This window comes from Citrobacter sp. TBCS-14 (assembly GCF_005280805.1).
Classification (GTDB): domain Bacteria; phylum Pseudomonadota; class Gammaproteobacteria; order Enterobacterales; family Enterobacteriaceae; genus Citrobacter; species Citrobacter gillenii.
The window spans coordinates 1-575 of record NZ_SZWM01001110.1 but is presented as its reverse complement, the minus strand read 5'-3'; the positions used below and the strand labels follow the sequence as shown (position 1 = coordinate 575).

Annotated in this window: 2 protein-coding genes; both read left to right on the top strand. The window is 52.3% G+C overall.

Going from position 1 to position 575, the window contains the following annotated elements:
• Positions 1 to 386 (top strand): phage portal protein (locus FDX22_RS24295; protein ID WP_255433061.1); only part of this gene is annotated, 386 nt, incomplete at its 5' end.
• A partial coding sequence (locus tag FDX22_RS32075) for a phage portal protein (RefSeq protein WP_255433060.1) occupies positions 361 to 575 on the top strand: 215 nt, incomplete at its 3' end. The genes FDX22_RS24295 and FDX22_RS32075, both read left to right, overlap by 26 nt.

Below are 575 nucleotides of genomic sequence, written 5' to 3'. Positions count from 1 at the left end.
CGACCAGTGTGCCGTTTTCTCTGGAGTTGCTCGAGGCTGACTTTGTGCCGATGAACCTGAACAGCACCTCGGGGCAGCAGATCCGTCAGGGTATTATTGTGAATAACTGGGGCCGTCCGACAGGCTACCGGGTTTATAAATTCCATCCGGCCAACATGACGCGTTTTAGCGCAGAACTGAAAACTGTTGCTGCTGAGAATATGCTGCATCTCGCGCAGCGAAAACGTCTCCATCAGTTACGCGGGGTGAGTCTGTTACACGGCGTGATCCGCCGCCTTGGCGACATTAAGGATTACGAAGAAAGTGAACGCGTGGCCGCAAGAATCGCTGCTGCGCTGGGCTTTTATATCAAGAGAGGTGATGCAGCNTTATATCAAGAGAGGTGATGCAGCTACTTTCCCGCAAGAAGATGACTGGAAGCCGTCAGATAATAAATACCGCTATTTTGATATCGCGCCCGGGATGATTTTTGACGATCTGGCACCGGGCGAAGATCTGGGCATGGTGGAATCCAATCGTCCGAATGTCCATCTTCATGAGTTTCGCAACGGGCAATTACGTGCTGTTGCCGCCGG